The following is a 25,429-nucleotide window of genomic DNA, read 5'->3' as shown; positions in this document are numbered from 1 at the left end:
CAAAAAATACCTTTTGGTCATGGACTTGTCGGAGGGATCACGAGCCTCTATCACTTACAATGTTCCAGGCTAAAATCAAAAAGGATTTTGAGGCAGAATCATCACACCTTTGTGATTTTTGAACATCCGAATAATCTGATGGGACTAAATATACTGAATGGTTTTATGGTAATGCAAGAATCTGAGGATTCTTGCATTAAGTCAGGATTTTAAGCTAGATACCCCAAAACCATCATCAGCGATCATCGCTGTAATGTTTCTGTCACGATTACCCTCCTAAGCAGCCACAGGGCGATCTGGTTCCTCCTCAAAAGGCTTGCGACGCTTGGGGTTAATCAGACGAAAGACACAGGGAACCACAAAAAGCGTAAAAACTGTAGATAAGCTCGTCCCCCCAATAACAGTCAGAGCCATAGGAATTCTGGTTTCATTGCCAGGACCAAAGGCCATCGCTGCTGGCAAGGCCGCAGCTAAGGTGGCCGTGGTTGTCATAAGTATGGGCCGTAGCCGAATGGGACAGGCTTTAACAAGCGCTTCTTCCAGGTCAGCGCCTTCATCTCTAAGTTGATTGGTGAATTCAACCAGAAGAATCGAGTTTTTCATCACAATTCCCATGGTCAAAAGCATACCAATAACGCTGTAAATATTCAGGGTCTGACCACCTAGAAACAGCGCCGCGATCGAGCCGATCAAGCCAAATGGAACCGCAAGATAGACGATAAATGGATCGGTAAACGAATTGAACTGACTGGCAAGTACCATATAGGCAATAATCAATCCGAGACCCATGATGATAGCGATACTGAATAGCTTGTCATCGGGTGTATCCGAAAAGCGGATGTAGTAGTCTTCAGGGAGGATTTTTTCTGCGATGGCTCGCACCTCTTTGATTGCATTTCCTTGGGTAGCCCCTTTCGCCAAAGAACTATCGACACGAATGCCCCGTACGCGATCTTCCCTAAAAATACTTTCGGGGCCGTTGACATTTTTAACGTCGACTACAGATGATAAGGGGATCAATTCCCCCCGGTTGTTGCGCACTAGAAGTGGTTTCAGATCCTCGATTCCCTGGCGATCAGATTCCTTGAGCTGGAGGAAAATATCGAAGCGTCGCGAGCCCTCGGTATACTGGGCGACTGTTGTCCCACCAAGAGTGGCATTGACAATCCTCGAAATTTCAGAGATTTCAACACCGCGTTCAAGTGCCTTTTCTCTATTGGGGACAATTCTCACTTCAGGGAGCTCACGAACATCATTGGAGCGGATACCCACCATCAAGCCCGAGGCTTCCATCTCATCTTGCATCTTAAAATAGAGTTCCTTTTGGGTGGCTGGATTGGGACCATTGATCGTAAACTCAATGGGGCTACCCCGCCTACCACCTAAGGCGCTTCCAAAGCGATCCCTTAGGATGACATTCATACCTTTGATCTCTTGCTCTGCGGATTTGCGAAGCTCGTCACTAACCTCAGAAATGCTCTTTTTTCGATCTTTGCTAGGCTTTAAGATGATAACGCCATTCCCACGGTTGCCTTGGCCACCTTGACCGAAGCCACCAATCGCAACGAAGGTTCGATCGACATCCGGGTGGGCCAAGGCTATTTTCTCGAATTGAGCAACTTTCTCGCTCGTGTATTCCATAGATCGACCATCGGGTGCAAGAAAGATGGTAAAAATCACACTCCGATCTTGGGCAGGTGCAAACTCAGTTGGTAAGGATCGAACGGAAAGAAACGCGCCACTAACAATTGCTATGGAACCGACTAAGACGAGCCATCGAAACCTCAGTGCGGTTTTTAATGTTTTCTCGTAGAGCGCGGTTAAGCTGTCGAGAAATGATTCAAACATACGACCAAGGAGCATCCGCTTGCCGCCAACCCTTAGAAACTGGGAGCATCGCATCGGCGCGAGTGTCAAGGCCTCTAGAGAGGATAAGGCAACAGCCACCGAGATAGTGACAGCAAACTCCCAAAAAAATCGCCCCTCGATACCATCCATGAATGTGATGGGAATAAATATCGCAATCAGAGCCAGGCTTGTGGCTATCACAGCGAAGGTAATTTCCCGGCTACCCTTGAAGGCAGCTTGCACGCGATCGTAGCCCATCTGCATATAGCGGCTAATATTCTCAAGCATGATGATGGCATCGTCAACGACCACCCCAATGGCCAAGGCTAAGCCCAAGAGCGAGAACGTGTTGAGGGTAAATCCCAGAAAATGGATAATTGTGAAGGTGCCAATGATCGATGTGGGGATGGCGAACAAGATATTACTCGTCGCGGACCAAGAGCCTAAAAATATCCAACACACCAGCGATGTAAGAACCGCAGACAGAATCAGGGTATAAACTAGCTCATCCACACTTTCGCGCACGAACTGAGTGCGATCAAAGTTCACCATCATACCAGCTTCAGGCTGAAGCTCTTGATTAATCTCAGCAATTCTCGCCATCACCTTATCAGACAAATCGACAGCGTTGACACCGCTCTGCCTTTGGATCGCCATACCCATCGCGTTCTTGCCATTGATCCGTGATAGACGCCTTAGGTTTTCGATACCTTCGTATACGTCGGCAACGTCTTTGAGGTGAAGGCGCGCGAAGTTTGGTTGGCCGCCGCGGCGAGATATAATCATATTGCGAAACTCATCCACTTGATTGGCTTCGCCCATGATGCGGATTAGAAACTCATCTTCCTTGAATTCAAACTTACCTGCAGGAAGCTCACTATGCTCTCGAAGAATGGAGTCGATGATATCCTGTGCAGTCAGCTGGTATTTGCGCAACTTCTCGGCATCTAAGTCAATCCTTAGGATGGGCTCATGATAGCCAAAAGCTCGAATCTCTGCGACTCCCTCCACGGTGCTCAAGCGATCCCGTACCCGGTCTCTAAAGAGGATCATCAGATCCCGTTGACTCAGAGATTCCGAGAACAGCGAAGCGTAAAGGATGGGCTCATCAGCTGCATTAGACTTGGTAACCACCGGCGACTCTAGGTTGTCTGGCAATCCACGCTGGGCACGACCTAGAACCGTTTGCACCTCCTGCAAGGCAAAGTCGATGTCCCGACTGAGCTCGAATTCAATGTCGATGTTGGCAACTCCCCGTTGAGCCGTGGAGCTAATATTTCGAATTCCTTGAATACTAACGAGATAGCTCTCGACCGTTTCAATGATGTCCTTTTCTACCACAGCTGGTGTGGCTCCCTCATAGGCGTAGCTAATTCTAACCGTCGGATAATCTACGTCCGGATTTTCATTAATACCCATCTGGAAAAACGAAAGCGTTCCGAAAAATATCAGACCAAACATCAAAACCCAGGCAAATACCGGCCTTTTAATACTGATACTCGAAAGTGTCATGGCAAGACTCCTACCTTAGCTTTGAGTTGATGAAACAAGAGCGCTTCGGAATATTGGCGGGTACTCAGGCTTCTCTGTAGAATTAGGTAGTCGTCAAAGACTCGGAGAACGTCAAGGATTGAAACTAAGCCAGCATCATATTCTTTCTGATGGAGGTCGTAGTTCTGCTTTGCAAGCCTCACTGCTTTCTTGAGGTTTTTCACCTCAATCCTAACAGCTCTAATTTGATCTGAGAGCTCTTGGAATTCGTTTTGAACAGCAAGCTTGGCATTTTCTAGCTGATGCTGGAGCTTCTGTGCTTCGATCGATTGGCTTGCCATTTGTGCCGACCGGACACCACCATCATAGAGCAGCCACGTGGCTGAGATTCCTACATCCCAATCGTTATAAGAGGAGCTTTCGGATTTAAGCGGGCTAACTTGTAGACTGGCATCGACCTGAGGCCAGAACCTTGAACGTAAAACATCTTCTTCGAGCCTGGCTTCTTCGAGGGCTTTCTCAAGCGCCGCCACTCGTGGCTGGCTCATGACGCGTTTGCTCCAGGCTTTCGGGATGGCTTCCGCGCGATAGCGGTAATATAGGGATTCGGGCCTGGTACGTTGACCCATCAAACTGGCTAATTGAAGCTGGGCTGCTGCCAATCGCCCTTGATTTTCAGAAAGCTGCGCTTGTACTCGGGCGAGCTGGGCTTGGGCAGCGATCAGGTCCGTGGCCTTACTTCGACCAATTTCTGTGCGAGTTTTAATCACTCGAATCCGTTTTTCTAACGCATCTTGTTGAGACTTGAGATGGTCCACTTCGCTTTCGAAGCTAAGAACAGTAAAGAAAAGCTGAGCTACATTCTGGTAGAGTTCAATCGCAGCCAGCTGGCGCTGTAACTTGGCCGACTCTACGACGCTATCAGCCAAATCGAAGCCGGCAGAAAGTAGGCCGCCTCGATACAGTGGTTGTGTTAAGCCTATAGAGGTTCGGTGCTGGTCTGTGGGCTCACCGTCATCAAAGTCGCCCCCAATTCCCGCATCTGAATTGATGCTAATTTGGGGATAGTATTCAACTCGCAGCAAACTTTTTTCCAAGTCTGCTTGGCGAATGTTTAAGTCAGCATTAAGAATCTCGGCTCGAAACTTGAGAGCAGCCCGGTAAGCTTCTTCAATCTGAAGGCCGTAGGCAGGGATGGGTCCAATTAAAGTTAAGAACAGGACAAAGAGCAGATAAATTCTCTGCAATTTTGAAACGATCACAGCAGCACCTTCGTCAAGTAGCGTGAGAATAGAGCGATTAAAGACCAGAGTTGGCCGAAAATACCTGATCCTACTTTGATTTCTCGAACCTCAGTCATTGCTCAGGGGACGTTCAGCCAGCCCATAGAATATCAGATTTTCATGGTTTCAGCTTTTCGGATCTAGGGCGCGTCTCTACATGGCAGCCGCACTTTTACCCTGAAAAGTCCAAAAAATAACCAGTAAAATCTATACATTTTAAACTGGCCCCTACCTAGCCACCAATTGAGGCATCCTAACGAAAATGCTCTGACTTATGAGTCTTCAAGAAGTTTTTATCTTTTCCTGCAGCTAACCGATATTCAAAGTGAGGAACAAGGGGCATTAAAGGAGGCGATATGAAGAAGAGTTTTCGTGTCATGGTTGTCGAGGATGACGACGATGTCCGTGATTTGATTGCCTTTATTTTAGAAGACGGGGCTCTCAGCGATTACCAATTAGAATTAGTTGTGGATCAAGCAGCTGATGGCTTGGAAGCTCTCAACAAAGCTCAAGAAGAAGACTACGACTTGATCACAGTGGATATGAATATGCCTCGGTTTGATGGACTTCATTTGGTTTCTGCTATTCGCGACCACAACGGCCCAAATCAGGCTACACCCTGCCTTATCATTAGCTCTGATACTCCCTATCATTCGTCACGATACGATGTCGAAACTTGGTCTCAAGTGTTCTGGCTTGAAAAGCCGATTGACCACAAGAAACTTGTGCATAAAGTCATGCTTTCACTGCTGCCCAACTTGAAGGCGAGTTAGTAACTGACTCAGAGCATATATTAGACGGTGCGATAAATAGAGATTTTTAGGAAACTGCGATAGCGTCACCATTTTCTCGGCACAACTCCAAGGAGTGCTCCACGATCTCTTCTGGATCTGACCATTTACTGAGAAAATCATCGAAGTGGGACTCGCTGCCATCCACTCGAATCACTGATTGGCTAGAGCTGATCAGTAGTGCAGGGATATTGGAGAACTCTCTCATACGATGGATGACATCCACACCAGTCGTTTCGTAGAGGTCATAATCAATCAGGCAGACATCGTAATTATTGAGCTTTACCATGGATAAGAAGGTTTCCACGCTGCAAGTTGTCTCTAGTTGCAGATTACCTTTGTCTTCAACGTCCTTTTTAAGAAGTTTGCAGAAGATACTATCGTCGTCTAAGAGGATGGCTTTTTTCATATCTTCCTTTGGTTTCACCTTCATTGGCTCGCTAGTAAGGTTTTTAAGAGCTGTTTTAATGTTATCGAGTTTCATATATATCCTCCATAATTCGTCTTCCACTAAAGACATCGACAGCCAGTAGCCCCGACCGGGAAAATATACGCAAGTAATTATTTATAGCCAAAGTTTTACGGGTTTATTACCACCCTCCAAATCACCGACCTCAGAAGGCTTGGAGGAATTTAGCCTTAGTTGCGTTGCTATCTACTAGACATCAATGGTCTATCGAAATTTATCTTCGGAAGAATCGATAAAATCGGGTTTTGCAAATAATCCAAATGAACTACTTTGTGAAACCTTACCAGACAGCAATCTCTAAAGCTGATTCCCTGAAATGATTGGCCAAGTCACGAAATGTGGTTGCAAGGTAGCTTGTCACTGATAAGCCTTACCCATATGAGGTGGGTATAAGCTCGCGTAATTGGCCATATTATGCCTTCTCTATCAAAGTCTTTGGACAAATGTGCGACTACAGGCTTGCACATAGGAGGAAACAGTTATGGAAACCAATCAAACTATCACAACAATGTATCAAACAGATACGAATCAGAATCGTAGACCAAAGATTATTCTTCTAGACGACGACAAGCTTTATTGCGTGTTGTTTAAAAAACAAGTTCAAGCTCATGCAGACTGCGACTTTGCAACCCGCGCCGACGGCTTTTTTCGCAAGCTTGACCAGCATGACTACGATTTTGCACTGGTGGATTTTAATCTTAGGGAGTCAAACTGCTTAAGTATTACGCAGGAGGCAGCCAAAAAATATAATATTCCTGTTATCGTTATCAGTTCGAGCTTTGCAAATTTGATGGGCTGTAGTTCCTTGGAGCCTTCTATCGATTCCATCCAAGGTTATCTGAGTAAATGGGAACAGCCTGATACGATTTTATTTCAATCTCTTCGACAATTAGAATTTGTGAATCCAGATCCAATTATGTCCTAGACTTTTTTGAGCTTCGTTTTTGTGATGTTTTTATAACCAGTAGCTTCTGACGGAGAGCTTGATGGCTTTCCGCTTTTTTTCTGTCTGTCCGAGCGGCTTAGTTTTTCTGTTTATTTTTTAGGCACAAACTCTCCAAGATCAATATGGCTTGATCACACCCTCTAAAACCCCCGCTAATCAAGGCTTTCGGGTGATCACTAAACCCCTAATATTGGCATAAGTACCCGTAATTATTAGGTTTAATCAGTATTCAAAAATCGACAAAAAACACCTGTTTAATGATCACCTAAATCGATCTTTTTGGCCAAAATATAGTCGGAAACGGTTGTTTCGTGCCATATTTAATTTAGCAACAGCAGCAGTATTGCTGTTTTATTGTTTTATGTATTCAGCAGCAACAATATTGCTACTGTTGCTAAATACAAAAAGGCTATTTTGCGTAATGTGACGAATATATATGCACAAAGGCTGGCAGTTCCTTCCTAGCCTCGAAAGAATTCAAAAATCTGTTATTCTATTATGAATTGTATTGAATCGACGCTCGCTGTAGCAGTAGCCAGATGATGCCTAATTATTAAGCAAAAAAGGACAGGAAGTGGAAAGTCAGTTGAAAAGTGATCGATTGTATCGTGAAGCTTGCACAATTCTAGAAACCTTAGAGCAACATGGCTTCGAAGCCAGATTTGCCGGAGGCTGCGTTCGCGATCGTATTCTGGGTCGCATTCCGAAAGACTATGATCTCGCGTGCACGGCGAAGCCAGATGAGGTCTGCACAATATTTAGACAAAAAAACATGAAAGTCGTTCCCACTGGAATTGATCATGGAACGGTCACCGTGGTCGCTAAGTTTGGCGCATACGAAGTCACAACCCTCCGCAAGGATGTCAGCACTGATGGCAGACATGCTCAGGTCGTTTTCGGAAACTCATTTGAGGAGGACGCTCTACGTCGCGACTTCACGATGAACGCCATGTTCGAAGATCGCCATGGCCAAGTATTTGACTACTTCCAAGGGCAAGAGCATCTTTCAAAAAAAGAACTGCACTTTGTCGGGGATGCGCGCCAACGGATTCGCGAAGACTTCCTCAGGATTCTACGCTTATTTCGCTTCTGGGCTCGCTATAACTGCTCACCAAATAAGCAAACTCTCCAAGCAGTGGAGGAACTCGCCGCAGGACTTGCACAAATCAGCCAGGAACGAATTACCCAAGAACTGATTGGCCTCCTTGAAGCAGGCGATATTGAACAGCCGCTAAGCCAGCTCTTTTCAAGCCAGATCATGGTCATGATTATGCCTGACGCGCAACCCTTAAGCAGAGAAGAAATTGCAGCCAGTGCCAAGGTCAAGATTGAGTTTCGTGCGGTTGTCAGGCTTAGCGTACTCTTGAGGCAAGTTACCGATCCGAGACAGCTGGAAGCACTGTGTCATAAGCTGAAGCTCAGTCGCAAACAGCATCGCATGCTGGAAGCCTGCAACATTTGGGGTCAGGCTGTTGCCCAAGTTCCAGCCACTCAAGCGAACTTTATGGCATTAGCAGATCAGTGCGAGGACATGGTAGAAGACTTCTTTCTGGATGGTTTACTACCGGCATGGAGCTGCCTGTATCCAGAACATCGATCAATCATCAACAAGGCCCGCATTACCGAAGAAACCAAGCGCTACCTTCGCAAAGCGCCACTACCCATCGATACCAAAGACATCATGGTAAAATTTAATATTGTTCCAGGCCCTCGCTTGGGAGCTGTCAAGGACCGGCTGATTGAAAGCTTTCGCAACGAGTCTTGGCATACCCGCGATGAAGGCTTAGCCTGGTTAGAAGAACATATTCAGGACATATCCGAATGATCAATTACGATGAGCTTCGCCAGTTTCTAAAAGAAGACCAGATCCGTCATGATGCTGAAAGTTGCCTTGTTTATGGTGAAGATTGGACCTCAATCCCTGGTCAGGCTGGGATTGTGGTGTTTCCTAAGACTACCGACGAAGTCAGTAGGATACTGAAGCACTGCCATAGCCACAACATTCCAATTGTGCCAAGCGGCGGTCGCACCGGCCTTGCCGGTGGCGCGGTTGCTAGCCAAGGGGAGCTAGTTCTAAGCTTAGAGAAAATGAACCAGATTCTTGACCTCGACCCTGTTTCAAGAACGATCACAGCTCAGGCTGGTGCTGTGCTTGCCAATCTTGAACAAGCTGCTGCGGAGCAAGGGCTTAAATACCCGATCCATCTCGGCTCGGCAGGTAGCTGTCAGCTCGGCGGCAACATTGCCACCAATGCGGGCGGTGTTCGTTTTGTAGCGTATGGAGGTACCCGCCAGCATGTTCTAGGCTTGGAAGTGGTGCTCGCAGATGGACAGATCTTAGATTTAGACTCCAAGCTCCGCAAGGACAATACAGGATTTGATCTTAAGCAATGTTTTATCGGCACCGAAGGCACGTTGGGAGTCATTACAAGGGCGACCATGCAGTTGCTTACAGCTCCCAAACCTAGCCAGGTGGCACTTTTTGCATTCGAGGACGTTAAGCAACTGAACCCTCTCATCACTGCCATATTTCGATCCCGAGAGCGGGCGCTAGGCCTTGAATTTTTCACTCAATCCTGTCTCACCAAAGTTCTTCAGCAGCACCAGAAACAAAGCCCTTTTAACGAAGAGTACCCTTACTACCTGCTCTTCGAATGGGAATCTTCAAACCTTAACGAGACCCCATGGCTCAACAGCTTATTCGATATGAAGCTCGTCGTGGACGGGGTGATCGCTCAATCTCAGAAGCAGCAACAGCAATTTTGGGCTTATCGGGAGCTGATCCCAGAAGCTCTACAAACTTCTGGCACTGTCTATAAAAATGACCTCTCCGTTCCGATTCAAGATCTAAGTAACTTCATCGAACAGATTGAATCCCTTTCCAAGTCACAAAACCAGTTTGATATCTTGTTATTCGGACATATCGGCGATGGCAACCTTCACATCAATTATGTAAGCCCCAAAACTACATCCTTTCCAGAGTTGGTCCAGCTCGCGCTTCCGATAAAGAACAAGATTTTCCAGAGAGTTCGGGAGCTGAAAGGCAGCATCAGTGCTGAGCATGGGATTGGCTTATTAAAGCGCCAAGACCTAAAGATGTTTCAAAGCCCCCTCCACCAGAAACTTAGTCTCGACCTGAAGGCTATGCTTGATCCCACAGGCATTTTAAATCCTGGCAAACTTCTCTAAATTTATTGCTTAATCTGCCCACCGTGCTATTCACTGAATGCACTTTTATGGCTTTGGATAAGTGAAACCCGGTGCGAATCCGGTGCTGTCCCGCAACTGTGAAGCCAAATGTTTGGTGAAGCCAGATCCTTGTCAAAGCAATCTACACCCGAGGAGGTATTTATGAAAGCAGAGCAGAATCTTAGAACCCTGACCATGTATGAGATGGTGTTTCCCTCACAAACAAACCATTATGGCACTTTGTTCGGTGGAGAAGCCTTATCTTTGATGGATAAAGCTGCCTTTATCGTCGCATCCCGCTATGCGCGACGGAACATTGTGACGGTTTCCTCCGATAAGACAGACTTTAAAAATCCAATCAAAAATGGCCAATTGGTCGAAATTGTAGCTCAAGTGCAAGATGTAGGAAACACGTCACTTAAAGTATCCGTAGATCTCATTGGTGAAGATTTAAGGACTGGCGATCGGGTGCTTTGTACTTCTGGTCACTTTTCAATGGTGGCACTGGATGATTTTGGCAAACCAACGGCTATTACCCGGCAGATAGAAGGTTAGCGGACTTTGGCACCCAAGCGCAGAGCTTAGGTGCCTTTACTCTGCCTGCTAATGAGTTTGAACTCGCTCAGCCTGTTTTAAAGGTTGGCCTTTGGCTTGGCTTGATAGAGCCTGCCGAAGTTCTCGTGCGGAACTCACCATGTTTGTCAATGCAGCTTTCACCTCATCCCAGTTCCGTGTTTTAAGACCACAATCAGGGTTCACCCAAACCTGCCGATGATCAAGATACTCAAGAGCCTTGCTGAGCAGCTTGGTCATTTCAGCCTGACTGGGAATCCGGGGACTGTGGATATCATAGACACCAGGACCAATCTGATTGGGGTACTGAAAACTGACGAATGCATCTAGTAGTTCCATCGCAGAACGAGAGGTTTCGATGGAGATCACATCGGCGTCCAGGCTGGCAATTGCGTCCATGATGTCATTGAACTCTGAATAACACATATGCGTATGGATCTGGGTAGTGCTCTTCACCCCTGAAGACGAGAGTCGGAAGCACTGGCTCGCCCAATCAAGGTAATCCTTGTGTTCTGCCTTACGTAGGGGCAGGCCCTCCCGAAAGGCCGGTTCATCGATTTGGATAACCTGAATGTGATTGTTCTCTAAATCTTTAACTTCATCGCGAATCGCTAAAGCGATTTGCTTACAAGTTTCCTTTCGCTCTTGATCGTTTCGAACAAAAGACCACTGCAGAATGGTCACAGGGCCTGTGAGCATGCCTTTTACTGGTTTTACCGTGAGGCCTTGGGCATAACTCGACCACCGAACTGTCATACTATGTGGCCTGGAGACATCACCATAAATGATGGGAGGCTTCACGCAGCGAGATCCGTAGCTTTGAACCCAGCCATTCTTTGTGAAGGCAAAACCATTGAGCTGCTCACCAAAATATTCCACCATATCATTGCGTTCAAACTCACCGTGGACTAAGACATCAATGCCAGCACTTTCTTGCCAACGAATCGCCTGCTTGGTTTCTTCAGCTAAGAATTCTTCATAGCGTTCCCTGCTGAGTTCGCCTTTTTTATAGCGAGCGCGCATCTGACGAATACTAGATGTCTGAGGAAACGAGCCGATGCTTGTTGTAGGTAAAAGCGGCAGAGACAAGGACTCTTCTTGTAAAACAACTCGCTCGCGGAAAGGGATGCGATGATAATCTAATTGTTGAACAGCATTTGCACGTTGCTTAACTTTTAAGTCATGAATCCGTGTCGAAGACTTTCTACTTTCACCGATCCTAGCAAACTCACTCAGAGCCCCCGCATACTGCTCCCTCCCATGATTAGCAATAGCAGCGACCAAAGAAAGCTCAGCAAGCTTCTGCTTGGCGAACGCGAGCCATGATCGGATCTCATGATCCAATTCAGGCTCACTATCTAAGTCCATTGGACAATGGAGCATGGAGCAGCTTGGAGCAACGACGACTTTCTCGGGACCGAATTTCTGCACAGCTTGTTGGACAATTGAAAGTACATCTTCAAGATCAGCCCGCCAAATATTCCTCCCATCGATCAACCCCAAAGACACAACTTTGCCATGAAATGGAGTATCTATAACGCTTTTCCAATCTTCGTAACCACGGATAAGATCAAAATGAAGGCCTGCTACTGGCAAGCTAAATACCTGACATAGGTTTTCTTTCAAAGGCGCGAAGTAGCTAGTCAGCATGATCTTGATCGAGCTATGAGCAGCGAGGTATTGTTGAGCCCGCGTGATGGCATCAATCTCTTCAGGCTCCAGGTCGAGCCCTAAGCAAGGCTCATCTAACTGCACCCATTCAGCACCCGCATCGGCTAGCATATCCAAAACAGATTTGTAGATCGGTAGCAATTTTTCGAGAAGATCTAACGGTGCATGATCATCATAGGCTTTTCCTAACATTAAAAACGAAGCTGGAGAAAGCAATACTGGCCTTGTTTTGATACCAAGGCTCAAGGCTTCCTTAAACTCTTCGACAACCTTCAACGACGAGAGTGAAAATGCTGTCGTTTTCTTAAATTCTGGAACAATATAGTGATAGTTGGTGTCGAACCATTTGGTCATTTCCATTGCAACCACATCAACTCCATCCTTTTGACTGCCACGAGCCATCGCAAAATAGAGTTCTAGCTTGTCGCCTTCAGCGAGGGAATGAAAGCGGTCGGGTATTGCGCCCACCATAGCGACAGTATCCAGAACGTGATCATAGAGAGAAAAATCATTGGAAGGGATCATATCGATGCCAGCTTCTTTTTGCAGCTGCCAATGTCGAGACCGGAGTTCACTTGCTTGGAGTAATAGGTCTTCTCGACTTATTTTACCTTTCCAGTATCTTTCAGTTGCCTTTTTCAATTCTCGATCTAAACCCATTCGGGGAAAGCCTAGGTTCGCTGTTTGAATCATAAGTTACCTCTTCAGAAATTTAATCGGTTCGAATCCTACGCAAACACTAAGCATTTATTTTCATGAGTAAAAGTGATATATAGTCATAGTTTTATGAATTCATTTCATAGGTTTAGAATGATAGAACGCACTCACCTTGAAATTATCCATAGCCTGAACCAGTTGGGTACCTTGACCCGCGTTGCGAGAGCCTTGAAACTTTCACAATCAGCCTTGAGTCACTCCATTGCCAAGCTCGAAGACCAGTTGGAGTGCTCCATTTGGAGAAAAAAGGGTCGCGGCCTTGTCTTAACGGATCAGGGGCAAATGATTCTCGGCATGGCGAAAAAGATCTTACCTATGCTCCAGAAGGCTGAAGCTGAACTTAAACAATCAGGAGATGGACGCATCAAGGGCTATCTACGCATTGGGATGGAGTGCTACCCCTGCTATCAATGGCTATCATCCCTTCTACCTCAGTTTTTGCGAGACTGGCCCACGGTGGACCTGGATATTCGCCAAAAGTTTAAGTTTGGAGCCGTAGGAGCGCTTATTGATCATGATATCGATATGATCATCACACCAGATCCGTATTTCAGAGAAGGCTTGAGTTATGAAGCTGTTTTTCCCTATGAGCTTGTGGCCGTCGTTGGGCACGATCACAGCCTTGATGAGAAGGCGTTTATTGAGCCTGAGGATCTCAGAGATGAAACTCTGATCACATACCCCATCCCGAAGGAGAGGCTCGATATTTTCACCAAATTCCTTTTACCCGCTGATATAAGCCCTGGAAGCTATAAGACCTTCGAGACCACAGAGATGATTGTCCAAATGGTATCTGCCGGGCGAGGTATCGCTGTGCTGCCTGATTGGTTGGTTCGAGAATACCAGAGCAAGGCCATGCTCCGTCCACTCAGAATTGGAAGGGATGGGATATACAAAACAAACCATATTGGCTTTCGCACTGATGATGAGAGCGTGGGATACATCAGAGACTTTATAAACCTTGCGAAACACATTTGGTCAAACTAAGACCTTCTTGAATCAGGTTTATAAAGCCGAGCGACCTAGCTCTGCAAACTAGACAAGCTAACTCTATGCTGCATCCGTCTTTGCCCCATGTGATCGATAATCTCAAATACTATTTGTGGATCTTCATCCCATTGGATGCGAATGCCTCCAAAATTGGGGGAGCCATACGCACTGCCCACCCGCTTACTATTTTTTGGTAGAGGCCAGGATTGATCTAACGAGCTAGCAGTGAAATCAAAACTAGGATAATCAAGTCGGTTGTTCACCCTGGTTAGCTCTGACCAATGTTGATCACCACTCACAAATATCACCCCCGACCGACCAGACCTACGAATTAAGCTGAACAGGCGCTCACGCTCCTTCGGAAACTCATACCATCCCTCATAGCCATGCTCATCTGCAAGAACTTGAATTCCCGAACAGATGATTGTGACGTCAGCAGTGACTTCGAGCGCGTCTGCCAACCAATCCCACTGGAGCTGGCCAAGCATGGTTCCCGTGGGGCTCCATTTAGTAGTCGATCGAAACGTTCGACCATCAAGAAGGATGATATGAACGCTTTGTCCCTCGTCACCCAGTAGGTAGGAGCCATAGATTCCAGGATGGGACCAACGAGGGTCATCGTCCGGAATATTCCAAAAATTCAAAAAGATCTCTCTGGAAGCCTTTTTTTTCGAATACTCCTGTCCCGCATTATTAGCGCCATAATCATGGTCATCCCAAATCGAGAGGTTCAGGCAGTGATCTCGAAGCTTCTGAAACCTAGGATTGTCGGCTAACCTTTGATACTTTCTTTGTAGCAGAGACATATTAGTAGTATCACCGTAGATGTTATCACCGAGCCATAGAAAAAGTTGCGGGTCGTAGGCCCGCACAACATCTAGAATAGCCCCGTCTTGAGAGTTATTGAGACAAGAGCCGAGCCCAATACAAAACTCTTTAGCAGAGTTTCCGAGTAACTGAGAGCCGGGCAAGCTTAAACTCGCAGACGTTATGCCAGCAACTCCTTTTATCAAGGTACGTCGATCCATAGAAGGTTCCTCGCCTATTTAGTAAGTGTTTTATCCAGGCATATCAGGGCAGTATGAAGATTTGATAAGCAAGTGTTGAACATCTGTAGAGCTACAGGAATCCACTACTTTTACAATTTATATGATGATTAATGGAATTTGCATGTTGCAAGGGACACAGAGCTCCATTAGCAAGATTAATGAAGCTCTGTGGTGATTCTTCTGAAGAAATGTGGTGGATATCTAGCTTTCAAGTTCACACGAATACTCAGAGCAGATCTCATGTTTCCTTTTGAAGAGGTTATACAAGATATCACCAAGGCCAAGGTAATACATAGCCCCTAGAATCGGCCAGAATATGGAAAGTGCAGGTATTTTTCGTGCTATCCTGACGATAGCTGGAAAGCCAGAATAATATTCTTGCTTGTAGTCGTCCCACGCAATCATTGCTGTCTTCCTATCGTGTAGAGATCGTTTTCGAAGAGCTTCATTAAACGGTGTATTGGCACTGTCATGAATCAGACGGCCTTTGGTATCTATAAGGCCTAGTATTCTTGAAAACCTAAGACACATTCTACAACTATCATCAAAACCTATGACAAGCTTGTGTTCCGTCTTCCAGCCTTCAAATAAACGCTGTAGAACTTCGTTTGGAATAAACAGAATATAGGATAAGCACATTATCATACCAAATGAAAAAAGCCCCATCCCAAATGCAATACCAAGGTGAAGAATCAATCCACACAAGATCACATATGGCCTTGTCTTGCGAAACCAAATCAAAAATGGAACTGAAACCTGAAAAAGAACAGCAAAATAGGTTCCCGCGACAGCAATATATTCGTAGCTCGTAAGTAAATCTCGATACCAGGGTCGGCTGTAATCATGATTTTGGAAAATATAGTAGAGTGACATTCCTGATTGCCATAGTTGTCCATTAAGCTTCAGCCAGCCGGCACATAGATAAACAAATACAAGTTGAACTCTTGCTAGAAAAAATGCGAAATTTGATAGCCCTACTTTTAGCTGGTGTAAGTGATTTCCTGCAGGATTTTCTTGTTGTTTTCCAGAGGTATTGATGAATAGAAGATAAAAGAGAAACAAGTGAGTTAAATTATTCCCACCATCAAGAAGGGGAAATGAATGTTCACTAATATTGATTGTGAGATACCAAATGACAACTGCTATCAACCTAGGCCAGAAGCCTAGAATTCCTAGAATTAGAAGTGCCAGTTGGCTGTATAGAAAGATGGGGTAATAGTTTTCAACCAGAGGCAGACGCATGATGCGATTCAGCCAGTCAAAGCCGCCGACAAAAGGAACTCTCCAAAAGGCTGAGTCTGGCCCCCAGATCTCGTTCATATAAGGCAATAAAACCGCAGTATGATAAAAAAGCCATGAGTATAGAGCAATTCGAAAGACTTTTTTGGTCAGAGCGTGGGATTCCACTGTCATGGTTCGATCGATGAAATCCATCAATTTTACCCTTGCCTTACCAAAATCTTGGAGAATAGGAATCATGATTCACCTTCAATATCTTGATAAATAATTGGAGATTCTAAAGAAAATACATCTCCAATCGGTTTGTGGAGGTCTCTCTCTGAGTACTTAGGAGGCGCAATTTTGAGAATCTTAAATTGGGCCTCAAACTGCTTAGCATGACGATTTTTATCGTGAGGGTAGCAAAGACTTAGAACCATATCTTCGGCCTTTTTATAGTCAGGAGTAGCTAATATTTGATCAAATGCCTCTTGAAAGCTAATCTCCTCTTTAGCTTCCTTCGATTGTTCGACAACAGATTCAATCAGTCTAAATAGGCTTTGTGGGATATATCTGTAAACATATAATAGCTTGGTTTCTCCAGACATAGGGTTTGTCTGGGCGAGTGTCCTTAGCTTCGCAAAAGGATCTTGCCAATCACTCCAATCTTCAGCCCCTCGACATCTTACCCAAAGGTTTACAGAGCGAATTCCGGGATTTGGAGAAAACAGATGCCAATTCTGAACGAAAAGTGGATTCATGTAAGCATCTACATGGGAGGCTAAAGCTTGTTTTACTAGGTTACTTGGCCCGAGAAACAATGCCGTCATCAGAAGATGATGTATTAGAAGGGTTGCTAGACCCGCAAATAGCAAGCGACGAATTTTCATCTATAGACTCCAAGGAGGGGCCATGCCCTCCACAATCAAAAAGTAGCAGTACCGATTTCTCAGTTAAAATCAAAGTCCTGGTCGGGGATCAATTCAGCTTGAAGAAATCGATCTTCCCGCATAATGCTCCGGCATGTACTTTGGGGGTGTGTTTCTACATGGCCATCCCGAACTCCCATTCCTTTTGCAACTGCAGCTTCTGTAAGAGCACCCAGTCCTGTTGCTAAGACTTCTGTTACAGCGGCGAGAGTTGGTGTCCACGCTACTTTATTGTTAAAGCTAGATTTTTTCTGCTCATCCGTCAGCTCATTCCAAGCCTGAATCGCTTCAGATGTTTGAAGTTCCAAGTGGGAAAACTGCTGTGAATTTAATTTATTTGAATCTGAGATCGTATATGTGGATAAGCCAATCATAACTACTGCACCAATTATCAATGTTCCCTTGATCATTTCAAAATGCTCCATGAAAAAGATGTTTAAATTTCTAACCCCATGTATGACGGCTAGATGCTTGAATGGGTAGGTCTAAAATAGGTTTCCATCCATCTTTTGTTCACCAGGAGAGAGCACTAAGAGTTTTGTCTCGAAACTTTTACAGAAGGGGAAAACTTAGAGTACAAAAACTAAAGGGTTAGGGGCAGCTTCAAAAGATGAATATCATCAACTGTAGTCTGCTAGCGATGAAACAAGCTACAAGGTTAATCCCTCTTATAAATAGCTAATATTATCTACTAAATAGGAAATTTAACGCTCGCCTTCGATTACAACCGATATAAAATTAAGAAGACCTAAACACGAGGAACTATGAGACTCATACTACTAGTCATGATTCTTTTGGGCTGCCAAGAATCAGCTATGGATAGTCAGATCGATCGCGATTCCGACTCGCAAACCGAGCAAGACTCGGCCGACGCTATCCCTGAAAGCATTCTGGTCAATCCGCCAGTGCCAGTCGCAGGTGCGTTCCTCTATTGTCAATCGGTTGCGGAATCTGAAGATAGCGAAACAGTCGCTTGTCGTTTGACTGATGAGTCTGATCGGCTACTAGATCCGATAGATTTTGACATAAAGGCTGCAAGACTGATTTACGAAGATGATGTTATTGTGGACTCCTCCCCATCTCTAGCAGCGCTAGATGGCTGGTCCTTCAGTCTCGTAGGAGAGCATACGGCTTCTAAAGTTGAGATTGATGTAGAGCTGGAAGGTCAAGTTCAAACAATGAGAGCCTTGATCCATCCAAACCCACTTGAACCGTTGAGATTTGACATAAACCTTCTTGGAGAAGACTTTGTGCACTTGGGTGACAACTCAAGTATCGGTGGCGACGACTGTGCCGCTGTCACCGGAGTTGAAGACTCAATTTCCTCAGGCACCTTCTTCAAAGGCAGGGCGGTAGAAACTAGAATCCTTGTAAAACAAGCGGGCTCCCTGATAATTACCTTAGTCGGAGCTTGTGATGTGAATACTGATGGGTTGGATTCAATTCGATTGTTCCAGGTTATCGAAGGCCAAAACTCTCAGATACTCGCTGAAACGATATTTAACTCAGATGGCAGCCACACTCTTTCCTTTGACCTGCAAGAGCCCGGGACCTTCGCTATAAGAGTTTCGTCTGAGGCCATACCAGATAGTGGCCGCCTCGATGAATTCATGTTTAAAAATATCACCTTGGAAAGCAATTATTCGATTATCCTCGATGCCCCACAATTCCTTGCTGAATGAGAATAAGCTTCAGGGGGCACCGGGAGTGCACCGAGCCCAAAAACAAGACGGGTTAACCTTCAGTGCCATGAGTCTATGGAATCGATCATCTTGGCTAGCAAGTTTTTCAATCTTTGTTCCATACTCAGCTACTCTCTCGTCGAGTCTGCATAGATCTTCGTAAAGTTGACTCAACTCACAGACTATGACTGGAGTTGGGCCTCCCCACTCTTGCATACTTACTGAAATATTTTTCATGGTGGATGTCTTTTTTAGAATCGCAATTCATAGAGATTGCCGTACGGACACGATTGATACCATATTGGCTTCCCCAAAAAGCTCCACAAGGCTCACGAGGGCCTAGATCGTCGGTATCGAAGACAAATCAACACGCCACATAGATGTGTTAAAATAAATTAGGTATTTACATGCAATATTTTCCTGATCTGGTTTCATACTGAAGTGGCTATTTAGCCATTCAATTACAAACGGAATCAGGTGGAACCTATGAATCAAGAGCAAATTAGGCACTGGGCCAAAGGCCTTCCAACCGCAGACTATTGGAGCCTCAGAGTCAAGACTAAGGAAGAAGAGCTACTAGAGCTTAGAAACAGTAAGCTTTCTCCCCCACAGTACAAAAGCGATACCGGTTATATGATCACCGTTTTTAGTCAGAGCGGCCAGGGATATGCTGCTAGCTCTGACATGAGCGAAGAAGGGCTCCACGCAGCCTTTAAACAAGCCAAGGAATGGGCTGAGCTTTCAGCAAAGCAAAGTATCTATAAGTTTGATGCGAGCATTTTTCCAGGAAAAAAGGGCAGCTATTCCAGCCCCGGCACTCATTCCATGCACGATTACCCACTAGACAATAAAATCGAACTGCTTCATGCAATCGACAACAACCTAGGACAACACCCTAAGACCATTAACAAGGAAATCGGGTTTTGGTTTACTAAGTCCCACACATTGAACCTATCGTCTAATGGCGATGAAATAGAAAAACGAGTTGAGCAGCTATGCCCAACCATGTCAGTGACAGTATTCGATAAGGGCGAAGTTCAAAACCGGAGTGTCGGTCGCCATTCCTACATTATCCAAGGGGGAGTCGACGAGTTTATGGGTTTCGACCTTGGAGACAAGGCGAGGCAAATCTCTCAGGAGGCTCTAGAACTTTTAAAAGCTCCCATATGCCCGAGCGAGTCCATGGATCTTTTGATCGACACTGATCTCATGGTACTGACCATTCACGAGTCTATAGGTCACCCTCTGGAACTCGATCGAATTCTTGGTGACGAAAGGAATTATGCTGGCACTAGCTTCGTTCGCCCAGAAATGTTTGGCAACTATCGATATGGTTCGGACCTACTCAATATTAGCTTCGATCCTACCATCGAAGGAGAGTCAGCTTCCTATAACTTTGATGATGATGGGACTCCTGCAGAAAAAGTCTATCTTATCAAAGAAGGTATCCTACAGGCTGGTATCGGAGGGCGATTATCTCAACTTAGATCTGGCCTTCCCGGAAGCGCAGCATCCCGTTCCAGTGACTGGAACCGACCAACCCTTGATCGTATGGCCAATATAAACCTTGAACCTGGCCAAAGCTCAATGGAACAGCTGGTGTCTCGCATTGAAAAAGGAATACTCATGCGAACAAACTGCTCCTGGTCCATCGATGATTCCCGAAACAAGTTTCAATTTGGAGCTGAGTATGGGCAACTCATTGAGGATGGGAAATTAACCACTTTAGTTCGTAAACCAAATTACCGTGGAATTTCTGCCCAGTTTTGGAGAAACCTTGCCGCAGTAGGCGACTCGTCGACATTCAAAGTTCACGGCTCACCTTACTGTGGCAAGGCCGAACCCAACCAATCGGTAAACGTTGGGCACGCTTCGCCCCCATGTGTCTTTTCTAATGTCGAAGTTTTTGGAGGTGACTGATGCAAGAATATTTTCAAGAATTAAAAAAATATTTGATTGAAAAACTGAAGCCACAGGAGGAGTTTTCCTGCTATCTATCTGGTGAAGAGAGTGATTTTTGTCGATTCAACCATGGAAAAATCAGGCAACCCGGGATCGTTAAGCAAAACTACCTAACCCTTCGCTTGATCAAAGGCAAAAAACAGTGTGAACAGCAGGTCGGGCTATCAGGACTAAGGAACAATGATCTAGAAATACTTCAAGCAGCCCTCGAAAAGCTTCGTCATAGCCTTATGTTTATCCCTGATGACCCACATTTCAATATCTATACGCAAGCTAAGCAAGATATAAGCACTACCGATGATGCCTTACCAACGCGAGAGCAGTTTCTAGACGACATTTTACCTGTAATCGACAAGCACGATTTTGTAGGCTATCTTGCTAGTGGTCGCAATTGGTATGGCTTAGAAAGTTCTTTCAATCAATCCCTCTGGAGTAGCGCCTCAAGTTTCAATCTAGATTGGTCTATCTACCTAAACACAGACAAAGCTGTAAAGCAAAACTATGCGGGTCTTGCATGGGATAAAAATGCCTTTGAAAGTAAGGTAGACAGCGCAAACGATCAGATTAAAATCTTGGCTAAGGCCCCCAAGACTATTCAACCTGGCTCTTACCGGGCCTATCTAGCGCCTGATGCCCTGGCCGAGATTATTTCCATCGTCGCCTACAGGGGGTTTGGGCAAAGGTTTGTAGAAACCAAGCAAACTTGCCTACACAAGGCCTATAGCGGTCAAGATCGTTTTCATAAGCATGTCCAAATCTTTGAAAACTACGAGAGTTCACTCACGCCACGATTTAACAACTTAGGATTTCCTCGATCTGGAAAAGTAAGCCTGATCAAAGACGGCCTTCCGGACCAACTTTTGGTATCACCAAGTTCCGCTCAAGAATACGGCAGCATCTGTACAGGATCTGATGCCTTTGAATATCCCGTTTCCTTAGAGATGGCTGCCGGAAGCCTCCAACAGAAAGACATTTTAACCAAGTTGCATACCGGGCTTTATATCAGTAACCTATGGTACACAAACTTCTCCGATCTGGTCGCCGGACGACTTACTGGTATGACAAGGTTTGCTTGTTTCTGGGTAGAAAACGGCGAGATAGTTGCGCCGATTAATGTCATGCGGTTTGACGACAGCATATTTAATATCTTTGGTCATCAACTGGAAGCTATCACCGAGGATCGCCAGGTGTTTCTGAGTACCGACACCTACCAGAGTCGGTCCCTTCGTTCGATGCATTTACCGGGATTGCTTGTCGAAGGGATTAACTTTACTCTGTAATTTTTTGACCCATGGGAAAGCACGAAGTGAAGCAAGTTGTTTTTTTCTTCTTGCTTGTCGCCTTGCCTGTAACTCTTGACTTTTTTCTCGAAGACTACGAATTGTCTGGTATAAGTCAGATCATCAACGGGGTATCGATGGTAACGCTAAACATACCATTGACCCCCGGAAACATCGAGATATTTTGATGTTGTTAAAGCTCAATTCTTTAATGAAAGTTGTTGGTCATCCCTTGGTCGATATCGGGCATATTGAACGCAATGCCGCGTTCAGGCATAAATTTCGTGAGGTCTAAGAGGCGTGTGTACTGCCTTCTAAACTATACGGTTAAAAACACACTCTAAACGGTAAGTTTCATCAATATTGCGGCTCTATATTTCAAATCTAGACGCCTCCCCCCTTGAAAAAGCCTAGAAGAGGTATTCATCTATCTGTATCTACTCATCAAATAAGAAACCGCTATACTGACACCTAGATCTTTAATAGGATCGCCTCGGTGTCCACGGATGTGGCACTAAGGAAACTGAACTTGAGCTGGTATATTCTGAACCTGAAATTGATGTTGTAGATTTGCGTCACATTTGAAAAGTAGCGATCTTCCTATAAATCAATCAAATCCCTTTACCTAACGTGGGTTTGCTTCGTTCAGATAAGAAATACTAAAAACAGTCCACTCTCAATAATTGCTCAATCAGTGCCTTCACTATTGTTTCAAACAATAATCAATGGAATTGATTTTAATAGAGGCCAATAACATCTCCCTTATTGGGACTGTTATTTATCTGATGTTGAAGAATTCATATTGAGGTGACCATGAAAAAGACTTTGTTGGTAATGTGTTTCTTACTGCCGACAGCTTGCGGCTTGAAACCAAGATCGAATGATGCTGCAACTGTTAAGATTCAACAACTACAGCAGCTCGATTACGATAAAATCCAGTTTACAGCAGTTAAAGGAGGTGAAACTAATCCTGTGATCAATCGATTGATCAATGGTAAAGCGAACTCTATTTCTGAATCTCTTGCTGTTGGCACTTACACATTCGACTTAATCTATTTGAAGGGTGCAGATGAAATTGCTGCCACAAAATTCTGCAGCGAAGACGATCAGAAAACACGAACTCATAACCTTCAAGCTGGAAGCAATGAAGTTCGCGTTGTTGTTTGTACAACAGCCGGTGAACCAATTTCCGCTGATGTTACCATCGAGCCGGTACTCAAAGATCCAAATGATGAAAACCCATCTGAGCCGGCTCAAGGAGCACAACTTTATAGCTCACAATGCGCAGGCTGTCACGGTGCTGATGGCAATGGTGGAGCTGTTGCCGGGCCGGTGAAAGGTGAACAATGTCGGGTATGTGATACAAAAGACAACTTAATTCAAAAAATTGAAGCTACGATGCCAATTCAAGATCCATCCTCTTGCGATCAAGAGTGTGCAGAATCTATTGCTGACTTTCTTTGGGGGCAATCATGATCAGACCAATATTATTTCTTGGTCTCATCGGGATGGCAGGCTGTAGCCTGTCTCCTGATGAGCCTGAAAACTCAGATCTAGCCCAAGTTACCCTTAATGGGCTACGAGGCATTGACTATGATAGTAGCGGAATTCTCGTCAAGCAGGATTCTCAGACAGTGTTCCAAAGGGACAATATTCCCAAGGAAGAGTCGGAGATAGACGTAACATTACAGCCAGGAAGCTACGCCTTCCAGCTAGACTTCAAAAAGGGCCAGGATTTAATTGCCAGTAGTACCTACTGCTCAGGGGAACAGCAAACCTTCGACCTTATGGCTGGCCAGAACGATATCCGTGTATTCGTCTGTACTGCCGACGGCAAAGGAGTTTTTACTCCTTCCTGCAACTCAGAAGAAGAATCTTTAGGGCGAAGGGTACTGAGGCGTTTGACAGCGAGAGAGATGCAAAAATCAGTTAATGGCATCATGGGCCGAAATTTTCCCATCCAGGATTTATTGCCGACAGAAAGCAAGGATCATGGCTTGGATAACTCAGTCACAAGCCTTGTCGTTACTGACGATCACGCCAAAGCCTATTTAGCAATGGCTAAAACCGTTGCGGAGGAGATGACCAAACAAAACAGTCGTTTTCTGAAATGTCAGGGTGGTGAGGCTTGTATGAATGAATTTCTCACGAACTGGGGGGAACTCATTTGGAGAAAGACTCTCAACTCCGAAGAGCGCAACAGCCTCCTCGAACTTTATCGCCAGCAAACAGTCGCCCAAGGCACCTGGGAAAAAGGTTTTGAAGCTATGGCGGCGGCTATGTTCTTCGCTCCTGAATTTCTCTATCGACCTGAAATCGGTGAAGAGTCGGATGGGATTGCCAAGCTTACGAACTTCGAGCTAGCAAGCGAACTTTCGTTTCTCATCTGGGGACGAGGTCCTGACAGGGAGCTTCTAGGCCTTGCTAAACAAGATAAACTAGACCAAGCGACACTTGTCACCCAAGCAGAACGTCTTTTGAAAAGCCCTGATGCTAAAAGTCAATTGGGTCATTTTGTTGCTACATGGCTAGAATCAGACATGGTTTTAAGCTCCAATAAAGACATGAATCGCTGGCCTAATTACAACTGGGAGATGCGTCGCGACCTCGATTTAGAGACCCGTGATTTCTTCAACCACGTTAGCTTTGAAACCGATGGAGATTTTGAAAGGCTATTTCTTTCACCCTACACAATTGCCACCGATCGCACGAATACCATTTATAAAGGTACCAAAGATGGGGAAAAAATTTATTACCCAGAAGGTGAGCGTCGCGGACTATTAGGGCATGGTTCAGTTTTAGCTGCCCACTCGACATTCGATGAAACAGGCCCGATCCATCGTGGTGTTTTCTTACTTGAAAAGATCCTTTGTGAAGAAATGCCATCTCCACCTGACTCTCTTGATATTCAACCCCCACCGCGCGATCCCAACGCGTCCACTCGGGAACGGTTTGCCGCTCATAGTGACAATCCAGCTTGTGCTGCCTGCCACGTGAAAATCGATGGTGCTGGTTTTGGCTTTGAGAACTTCGACGCCGTCGGCCAATTCCAAACCATAGACAATGGCAAGACAGTTGACAGCACTGGTGTGGTGAAGATCGATGCTGTTGATCATAACTATGACGGCTTATACGAGCTATCTGGCAAACTAGCCTCCAGCTTGCAAGCCAAGCTATGCTTTGCCAAAAAAGTGTATACCCAGAGTTATGGGGTCCATGAGGAAGAGCAAGACAAGTGTGCGGTAGAGACCCTACAGTCTAAGTTTCTTAAGCATGGCAATATTAAAAACGTATGGCTTGATCTCGTGTCGGATAAAGCCTTTAGGCATAGGAGGTAGACA

The 25,429-nt window shown here is 45.3% G+C and carries 21 protein-coding genes; 12 read left to right on the top strand and 9 right to left on the bottom strand.

Annotated elements, in window-relative coordinates; genetic code table 11:
- Window positions 1–276 precede the first annotated feature (276 nt).
- The gene (locus tag B9N89_RS09630) at window positions 277–3,360 is read right to left on the bottom strand and encodes an efflux RND transporter permease subunit (protein WP_132318024.1); all 3,084 of its coding nucleotides are present in this window, start codon (window positions 3,358–3,360) and stop codon (window positions 277–279) included.
- Entirely contained in the window at window positions 3,357–4,601 is a 1,245-nt protein-coding gene (locus B9N89_RS09625; protein WP_132318026.1) for a TolC family protein, read from the bottom strand. Before B9N89_RS09625 ends, B9N89_RS09630 begins: the two co-directional genes overlap by 4 nt.
- A 377-nt stretch (window positions 4,602–4,978) precedes the next feature.
- Between B9N89_RS09625 and B9N89_RS09620 the strand changes: the two genes are divergently transcribed.
- Window positions 4,979–5,395 (top strand): response regulator, encoded by a 417-nt coding sequence (locus tag B9N89_RS09620; protein WP_132318028.1) that lies wholly within the window; start codon window positions 4,979–4,981, stop codon window positions 5,393–5,395.
- A 46-nt stretch (window positions 5,396–5,441) separates the two neighbouring features.
- Here B9N89_RS09620 and B9N89_RS09615 read toward each other — a convergent pair whose 3' ends face one another.
- Window positions 5,442–5,897, bottom strand: coding sequence for a response regulator (locus tag B9N89_RS09615; protein WP_159455269.1), 456 nt, complete (start codon window positions 5,895–5,897; stop codon window positions 5,442–5,444).
- A gap of 466 nt (window positions 5,898–6,363) precedes the next feature.
- Here B9N89_RS09615 and B9N89_RS09610 point away from each other — a divergent pair, with 466 nt between their 5' ends.
- The 4 genes from B9N89_RS09610 (at window position 6,364) to B9N89_RS09595 (ending at window position 10,572) form a co-directional block, all read left to right on the top strand.
- Window positions 6,364–6,807 (top strand): DNA-binding transcriptional response regulator, encoded by a 444-nt coding sequence (locus B9N89_RS09610; RefSeq protein WP_132318032.1) that lies wholly within the window; start codon window positions 6,364–6,366, stop codon window positions 6,805–6,807.
- 595 nt (window positions 6,808–7,402) lie between these two features.
- Entirely contained in the window at window positions 7,403–8,653 is a 1,251-nt protein-coding gene (locus B9N89_RS09605) for a CCA tRNA nucleotidyltransferase (protein WP_132318034.1), read from the top strand.
- A complete protein-coding gene (locus B9N89_RS09600) occupies window positions 8,650–10,017 on the top strand; it encodes an FAD-binding oxidoreductase (protein ID WP_132318036.1) in 1,368 nt (455 codons plus the stop codon). The genes B9N89_RS09605 and B9N89_RS09600 overlap by 4 nt, the downstream gene beginning before the upstream one ends.
- A gap of 162 nt (window positions 10,018–10,179) precedes the next feature.
- A complete protein-coding gene (locus B9N89_RS09595) occupies window positions 10,180–10,572 on the top strand; it encodes an acyl-CoA thioesterase (protein WP_132318038.1) in 393 nt (130 codons plus the stop codon).
- Between the two features lie 48 nt (window positions 10,573–10,620).
- Here B9N89_RS09595 and metE read toward each other — a convergent pair whose 3' ends face one another.
- Window positions 10,621–12,954, bottom strand: coding sequence for a 5-methyltetrahydropteroyltriglutamate--homocysteine S-methyltransferase (gene metE / locus B9N89_RS09590; RefSeq protein ID WP_132318040.1), 2,334 nt, complete (start codon window positions 12,952–12,954; stop codon window positions 10,621–10,623).
- A gap of 117 nt (window positions 12,955–13,071) precedes the next feature.
- Here metE and B9N89_RS09585 point away from each other — a divergent pair, with 117 nt between their 5' ends.
- Entirely contained in the window at window positions 13,072–13,965 is an 894-nt protein-coding gene (locus tag B9N89_RS09585; protein ID WP_132318144.1) for a LysR family transcriptional regulator, read from the top strand.
- Window positions 13,966–14,000: 35 nt separating this feature from the next.
- Here the strand turns inward: B9N89_RS09585 and B9N89_RS09580 are convergent, their stop codons facing one another.
- From B9N89_RS09580 to B9N89_RS09565, 4 genes are all read right to left on the bottom strand, one after another.
- On the bottom strand, window positions 14,001–14,996 hold the full coding sequence (locus tag B9N89_RS09580; RefSeq protein ID WP_132318042.1) for an alkaline phosphatase D family protein: 996 nt from the start codon (window positions 14,994–14,996) through the stop codon (window positions 14,001–14,003).
- Window positions 14,997–15,218: 222 nt separating this feature from the next.
- Window positions 15,219–16,496, bottom strand: coding sequence for a DCC1-like thiol-disulfide oxidoreductase family protein (locus tag B9N89_RS09575; RefSeq protein WP_132318045.1), 1,278 nt, complete (start codon window positions 16,494–16,496; stop codon window positions 15,219–15,221).
- Window positions 16,493–17,125, bottom strand: a complete 633-nt coding sequence (locus tag B9N89_RS09570; protein WP_132318056.1) for a DUF5819 family protein — start codon at window positions 17,123–17,125, stop codon at window positions 16,493–16,495. The genes B9N89_RS09575 and B9N89_RS09570 overlap by 4 nt, the downstream gene beginning before the upstream one ends.
- A gap of 59 nt (window positions 17,126–17,184) precedes the next feature.
- Complete coding sequence (locus tag B9N89_RS09565; protein ID WP_132318058.1) at window positions 17,185–17,574, bottom strand: hypothetical protein; 390 nt, start codon at window positions 17,572–17,574, stop codon at window positions 17,185–17,187.
- A gap of 354 nt (window positions 17,575–17,928) precedes the next feature.
- Here B9N89_RS09565 and B9N89_RS09560 point away from each other — a divergent pair, with 354 nt between their 5' ends.
- Window positions 17,929–18,846, top strand: a complete 918-nt coding sequence (locus B9N89_RS09560) for a hypothetical protein (protein ID WP_132318060.1) — start codon at window positions 17,929–17,931, stop codon at window positions 18,844–18,846.
- Window positions 18,847–18,855: 9 nt separating this feature from the next.
- On the opposite strand, the gene B9N89_RS09555 is transcribed toward B9N89_RS09560, so the two are convergent.
- Window positions 18,856–19,083, bottom strand: a complete 228-nt coding sequence (locus B9N89_RS09555; protein ID WP_132318062.1) for a hypothetical protein — start codon at window positions 19,081–19,083, stop codon at window positions 18,856–18,858.
- Between the two features lie 249 nt (window positions 19,084–19,332).
- Here B9N89_RS09555 and B9N89_RS09550 point away from each other — a divergent pair, with 249 nt between their 5' ends.
- The 5 genes from B9N89_RS09550 to B9N89_RS09535 all read left to right on the top strand — a co-directional run bounded on the left by B9N89_RS09550 (window position 19,333) and on the right by B9N89_RS09535 (window position 25,426).
- A complete protein-coding gene (locus B9N89_RS09550; protein WP_132318064.1) occupies window positions 19,333–20,766 on the top strand; it encodes a TldD/PmbA family protein in 1,434 nt (477 codons plus the stop codon).
- Window positions 20,766–22,088: a metallopeptidase TldD-related protein gene (locus B9N89_RS09545; RefSeq protein ID WP_132318066.1), complete on the top strand. Its 1,323-nt coding sequence runs from the start codon at window positions 20,766–20,768 to the stop codon at window positions 22,086–22,088. The genes B9N89_RS09550 and B9N89_RS09545 overlap by 1 nt, the downstream gene beginning before the upstream one ends.
- Before the next feature lie 26 nt (window positions 22,089–22,114).
- Window positions 22,115–22,276 carry a hypothetical protein gene (locus tag B9N89_RS31305; protein ID WP_159455268.1) on the top strand — a complete coding sequence of 54 codons (162 nt, stop codon included), beginning with the start codon at window positions 22,115–22,117 and terminating at the stop codon, window positions 22,274–22,276.
- A gap of 625 nt (window positions 22,277–22,901) precedes the next feature.
- Window positions 22,902–23,564 (top strand): c-type cytochrome, encoded by a 663-nt coding sequence (locus tag B9N89_RS09540; protein WP_132318068.1) that lies wholly within the window; start codon window positions 22,902–22,904, stop codon window positions 23,562–23,564.
- Window positions 23,561–25,426, top strand: a complete 1,866-nt coding sequence (locus B9N89_RS09535) for a DUF1588 domain-containing protein (protein ID WP_132318070.1) — start codon at window positions 23,561–23,563, stop codon at window positions 25,424–25,426. The genes B9N89_RS09540 and B9N89_RS09535 overlap by 4 nt, the downstream gene beginning before the upstream one ends.
- Window positions 25,427–25,429: the final 3 nt, after the last annotated feature.

Source organism: Pseudobacteriovorax antillogorgiicola (genome assembly GCF_900177345.1).
GTDB classification, from domain to species: Bacteria; Bdellovibrionota_B; Oligoflexia; order Oligoflexales; family Oligoflexaceae; genus Pseudobacteriovorax; species Pseudobacteriovorax antillogorgiicola.
The sequence above is the reverse complement of the archived record's forward strand: the minus strand, read 5'-3'. Positions and strand labels throughout refer to the sequence as shown.

Coding starts and splice junctions, on each gene's coding strand:
- B9N89_RS09550 (WP_132318064.1), top strand. CDS start 19,333: ATGAATCAAGAGCAAATTAGGCACTGGGCCAAAGGCCTTCCAACCGCA.
- B9N89_RS09560 (WP_132318060.1), top strand. CDS start 17,929: ATGAGACTCATACTACTAGTCATGATTCTTTTGGGCTGCCAAGAATCA.
- metE (WP_132318040.1), bottom strand. CDS start 12,954: ATGATTCAAACAGCGAACCTAGGCTTTCCCCGAATGGGTTTAGATCGA.
- B9N89_RS09585 (WP_132318144.1), top strand. CDS start 13,072: ATGATAGAACGCACTCACCTTGAAATTATCCATAGCCTGAACCAGTTG.
- B9N89_RS09610 (WP_132318032.1), top strand. CDS start 6,364: ATGGAAACCAATCAAACTATCACAACAATGTATCAAACAGATACGAAT.
- B9N89_RS09575 (WP_132318045.1), bottom strand. CDS start 16,496: ATGATTCCTATTCTCCAAGATTTTGGTAAGGCAAGGGTAAAATTGATG.
- B9N89_RS09565 (WP_132318058.1), bottom strand. CDS start 17,574: ATGATCAAGGGAACATTGATAATTGGTGCAGTAGTTATGATTGGCTTA.
- B9N89_RS09615 (WP_159455269.1), bottom strand. CDS start 5,897: ATGAAACTCGATAACATTAAAACAGCTCTTAAAAACCTTACTAGCGAG.
- B9N89_RS09630 (WP_132318024.1), bottom strand. CDS start 3,360: ATGACACTTTCGAGTATCAGTATTAAAAGGCCGGTATTTGCCTGGGTT.
- B9N89_RS09620 (WP_132318028.1), top strand. CDS start 4,979: ATGAAGAAGAGTTTTCGTGTCATGGTTGTCGAGGATGACGACGATGTC.
- B9N89_RS09580 (WP_132318042.1), bottom strand. CDS start 14,996: ATGGATCGACGTACCTTGATAAAAGGAGTTGCTGGCATAACGTCTGCG.
- B9N89_RS09570 (WP_132318056.1), bottom strand. CDS start 17,125: ATGAAAATTCGTCGCTTGCTATTTGCGGGTCTAGCAACCCTTCTAATA.
- B9N89_RS09600 (WP_132318036.1), top strand. CDS start 8,650: ATGATCAATTACGATGAGCTTCGCCAGTTTCTAAAAGAAGACCAGATC.
- B9N89_RS09545 (WP_132318066.1), top strand. CDS start 20,766: ATGCAAGAATATTTTCAAGAATTAAAAAAATATTTGATTGAAAAACTG.
- B9N89_RS09540 (WP_132318068.1), top strand. CDS start 22,902: ATGAAAAAGACTTTGTTGGTAATGTGTTTCTTACTGCCGACAGCTTGC.
- B9N89_RS09555 (WP_132318062.1), bottom strand. CDS start 19,083: ATGAAAAATATTTCAGTAAGTATGCAAGAGTGGGGAGGCCCAACTCCA.
- B9N89_RS09595 (WP_132318038.1), top strand. CDS start 10,180: ATGAAAGCAGAGCAGAATCTTAGAACCCTGACCATGTATGAGATGGTG.
- B9N89_RS09535 (WP_132318070.1), top strand. CDS start 23,561: ATGATCAGACCAATATTATTTCTTGGTCTCATCGGGATGGCAGGCTGT.